The organism is Nocardioides sp. (assembly GCF_047607365.1).
Classification (GTDB): Bacteria; Actinomycetota; Actinomycetes; order Propionibacteriales; family Nocardioidaceae; genus Nocardioides.
In genome coordinates this window covers 1-3,130 of record NZ_JASGDD010000067.1, presented here as the reverse complement: position 1 = coordinate 3,130, position 3,130 = coordinate 1, and the positions used below count along the sequence as shown (strand labels likewise).

Annotated in this window: 4 protein-coding genes; 3 read left to right on the top strand and 1 reads right to left on the bottom strand. The window is 71.0% G+C overall.

All coding sequences use genetic code 11. The features are described from left to right. Nucleotides 1–433: 433 nt before the first annotated feature. On the bottom strand, nucleotides 434–1,318 hold the full coding sequence (gene miaA, locus QM572_RS05755; RefSeq protein WP_415090979.1) for a tRNA (adenosine(37)-N6)-dimethylallyltransferase MiaA: 885 nt from the start codon (nucleotides 1,316–1,318) through the stop codon (nucleotides 434–436). A gap of 127 nt (nucleotides 1,319–1,445) precedes the next feature. Between miaA and QM572_RS05750 the strand changes: the two genes are divergently transcribed. Genes QM572_RS05750 through QM572_RS05740 form a run of 3 tightly spaced genes read left to right on the top strand, consistent with a single transcriptional unit; the run spans nucleotide 1,446 to nucleotide 2,920 of the window. Further along, a complete protein-coding gene (locus QM572_RS05750; RefSeq protein ID WP_415090977.1) occupies nucleotides 1,446–1,649 on the top strand; it encodes an antitoxin in 204 nt (67 codons plus the stop codon). Further along, complete coding sequence (locus tag QM572_RS05745) at nucleotides 1,649–2,131, top strand: NUDIX domain-containing protein (protein ID WP_415090975.1); 483 nt, start codon at nucleotides 1,649–1,651, stop codon at nucleotides 2,129–2,131. The genes QM572_RS05750 and QM572_RS05745 overlap by 1 nt, the downstream gene beginning before the upstream one ends. Nucleotides 2,132–2,143: 12 nt before the next feature. Next, a complete protein-coding gene (locus tag QM572_RS05740) occupies nucleotides 2,144–2,920 on the top strand; it encodes an SDR family oxidoreductase (protein ID WP_415090973.1) in 777 nt (258 codons plus the stop codon). The last annotated feature ends 210 nt before the right edge of the window (nucleotides 2,921–3,130 follow it).

Below are 3,130 nucleotides of genomic sequence, written 5' to 3'. Positions count from 1 at the left end.
TCCGAGCGACCGCGACGACATCGCGGCGGAACTCGTCGGTGTAGGACTTCCTCGCCATGATCGGCATCCTTCCAAACCGACCCGAAGATCGGCCTGCTCAGGAGTCAACCAACTCGACAGCAGCCCCCTTCGAGTCTCCGCCTGGTGACTTTCGGCAATCGCCACCGAGCGGAAAAGCAAAAAAATTCGTAGCCACCGCAAGCGCGCCGGCAGGTGGTTGATCCTTCGGAAGTGCGACGTGGCAGGCGTGCTCGCTGCATCTCCCTTTCTCTGCTGTAAGAACCGAAATTCCTGAGGCGGCGCGCCCGTGTAAACCGGTCAAGAGAATGCCAACGTGGACCAGTCACGTGGGTTGGAACCGAACGCGGGCCTTCGCACGCGACGAGGATCCAACGCGCTGCTCTCGTCGAGGTCCTCCTGCTGTGAGCTCGTCTCACACCATGGCGATCGCGGCGACCGCTTTCCCGACGCGGCCCGGGTCGTCGTACGCGACCCACACGACGCGAGGGTCCTTGCGGAACCACTGGTCCTGGCGGCGGGCGAACTGCCGGGTCCGGACGACCGTGCGCGCGACGGCCTCCTCGCGGGTGAGTACGCCGTCGAGCAGCTGTGCCGCCTCGCGGTAGCCGATCGCGGCCGCCGCCGTGGGGGACTCCAGCAGCCCCCTCGCGACGAGCGCCTCGACCTCCTCCACCAGGCCGGCGTCGAACATCTCGCGCACGCGTGCGGAGATGCGGGCCTCGAGGGTCGCACGGTCGATGTCGACGCCGATCTGGATCGACCGCGGGTCGGCGTACTCGTGGACGGGAAGGGTGGCCGAGAAGGGCCGGCCGGTCAGCTCGATCACCTCCAGCGCGCGGACGATGCGACGCCCGTCGTCCCGCTCGATCCGGCTCGCGGCGGCGGGGTCCGCGTCCCGCAGCCGGGCGGCGAGGGGCGCGACGCCGTCGCGCTCCAGCTCGTCGGCGAGCCGAGCCCGGACGCGCGGGTCGGTGACGGGGAAGTCGAACCGGTCGAGGATCGCCCGGGTGTACAGCGCGCTGCCGCCGACCAGCACCGGCACCCGGCCGCGCGAGCGCAGGTCGGCGATCACCCCGCGGGCCAGCCCCTGGAACTCCGCCACGCTGGCCTGCTCGTGGACGTCGAGCAGGTCGAGGAGGTGGTGGGCGATGCCGCGGCGCTCGGCGAGGGGGAGCTTCGCGGCGCCGATGTCCATCCCGCGGTAGACCTGCATCGCGTCGGTGTTGACGACCTCGCCGCCCAGCGCCTCGGCCAGGTCGAGCGAGAGCCCGGTCTTCCCGGTGGCCGTCGCGCCCACCACGGCCACGATCGGCGGAACGCCCGGGCGTTCCGCATCATGGCCTCGCGTAGCCTCCGTCACACAGGTGAGTGTTCCAAACGACCGGCTCCCCTCACTCAGGAGCCACGACTCGGAGGTATCGGACATGAGCTTCTTCGACAAGGCGAAGGAGGCGGCCGAGAAGGCTGTCGACAGCCAGGGCGAGAAGATCGCCGACGGCCTGGACAAGGCCGGCGACTTCGTCGACGCCAAGACCGGCGGCAAGTACGGCGACAAGATCGACCAGGGCATCGACAAGGCCAAGGACGGCCTCGACAGCCTCGACGGCAAGGACGACGACATCAGCTGATGTCTGCCGTCCCGCAGCGCTTCGTCGTCGTCCCGGCGGCCTACGTCTACCTGCTCCGGCCCTCGGCATCGGGCGGAGACGAGGTGCTGCTGCAGCGTCGCGGTCCCGGTGTCCCCTACATGGCGGGGCACTGGGCCGCGGCCGCCGCCGGCCACGTGGAGCGTGGCGAGACGGCGTACGACGGCGCGCTGCGCGAGGCGCGCGAGGAGCTCGGCCTGACGGCGATCGACCTGGAGTTCCTCACCACCATGCACCGCACCCGCGGCGGTGAGGCGATCGACGAGCGGGTCGACTTCTTCCTCACCGCCCGCAGCTGGACCGGCGAGCCGGCGATCCAGGAGCCGGACAAGGCCAGCGAGCTGGGCTGGTTCCCGCTCGGCGACCCGGCGGCACTTCCCGTTCCGATGGTGCCCCACGAGGCCGAGGTCCTCCGACTGCTGGCCGCGGGGGGTGTGCCGGCGTACACGACCTTCGGCTTCTGAGAGCATGTGCCCATGGAGCTGACCACCACCACCGCGATCGTCACCGGCGGAGCGAGCGGGATCGGCGCGGCGAGCGCCCGGGCGCTCGCGGCCGAGGGCGCGACCGTCGTCGTCGCCGACCTGAACGCCGAGCTGGGCGAGGCCCTCGCCGCCGAGATCGGCGGCGTCTTCATGGGCCTCGACGTCACCGACACCGACCAGATCACGACGGTGGTCGAGGAGACCGCGAAGATCGCGCCGCTGCGCGCGCTGGTCAACTCCGCCGGCATCGCCAACGCGATCCGCACGATCGGCCGCGACGGCCTCCTCGACAGCGCGTTCCCGCTCGACAAGTTCGCCAAGGTGGTGCAGGTCAACCTCATCGGCACCTTCGACATGATCCGCCAGGCCGCGACGGTGATGAGCCGCAACGAGCCCGACGAGAACGGCGGCCGCGGCGCCATCGTCAACATGGCCTCGGTGGCGGCCTTCGACGGCCAGATCGGCCAGGCGGCCTACAGCGCGTCCAAGGGCGGCATCGTCGGCCTCACCCTGCCGCTCGCGCGCGACCTGTCGGGTGCCGGCATCCGGGTCAACACGATCGCGCCGGGCTTGATCGACACCCCGATCTACAACCACTTCCCCGACCCGGAGGCGTTCAAGGCGCAGCTCGGGGCGGGCGTGCTCTTCCCCAAGCGACTCGGGCGGCCCGACGAGCTGGCCTCGATGGTGGTCGAGCTGATCACCAACGACTACATGAACGCCGAGACGATCCGCGTGGACGCCGGCATCCGGCTGCCTCCCAAGTGACCGCCGGGTGAGTCCCGCATGAGTCCCCACTGATCGCGTACTCGTAGGCGACACGTCACCTCAGCGCCCCCGGCCGGTCGGCCGGGGGCGCTGAGGTCGAGGCGTGCCCCTCGGTCGTCGCACCGTCCTCGCCACCGGCCTCGGCGCCGTCGGCGCCCTCCCCGGCATCGCCGCGGTCCACCTGCTCGGCGACGGCGGCCGCGCCGCCGG